Consider the following 292-nt stretch of genomic DNA (forward strand, 5'->3'; position numbering starts at 1 on the left):
GCCTCGGCCTCCGGCGTGTCATCATCCCAGTGGCGGATCTTGACAATATTGTCATCGATTTTGGCCAGCCGTTTGCCGCCAAGCCGCAGGTATTCGTCCGCCAGTTCTTTCGATCGGGTCGTTTGCATGTCGTGCTCCTCCATAGGCGAACCGAAAGGCCGATCGTCATTACCGGGTTGGCCGGCAATCGGCATCCCCGTTATCGGCGCTTCCGCGCCTTCCTGTTAAACAGTACGGCGGGATCATGGTTCCAAATCATCGGCCGAGACCGGTCTACGCGGCCGGCTGAAGG

Annotated in this window: 1 protein-coding gene; it reads right to left on the reverse strand. The window is 59.6% G+C overall.

What is annotated here, in order from left to right; translation table 11 throughout:
- On the reverse strand, nucleotides 1–194 hold a 194-nt coding region (locus AF337_RS15405), incomplete at its 3' end, for a hypothetical protein (protein WP_049732720.1).
- Nucleotides 195–292 lie beyond the last annotated feature (98 nt).

It is taken from the genome of Rhizobium ecuadorense (genome assembly GCF_001187535.1).
Classification (GTDB): domain Bacteria; phylum Pseudomonadota; class Alphaproteobacteria; order Rhizobiales; family Rhizobiaceae; genus Rhizobium; species Rhizobium ecuadorense.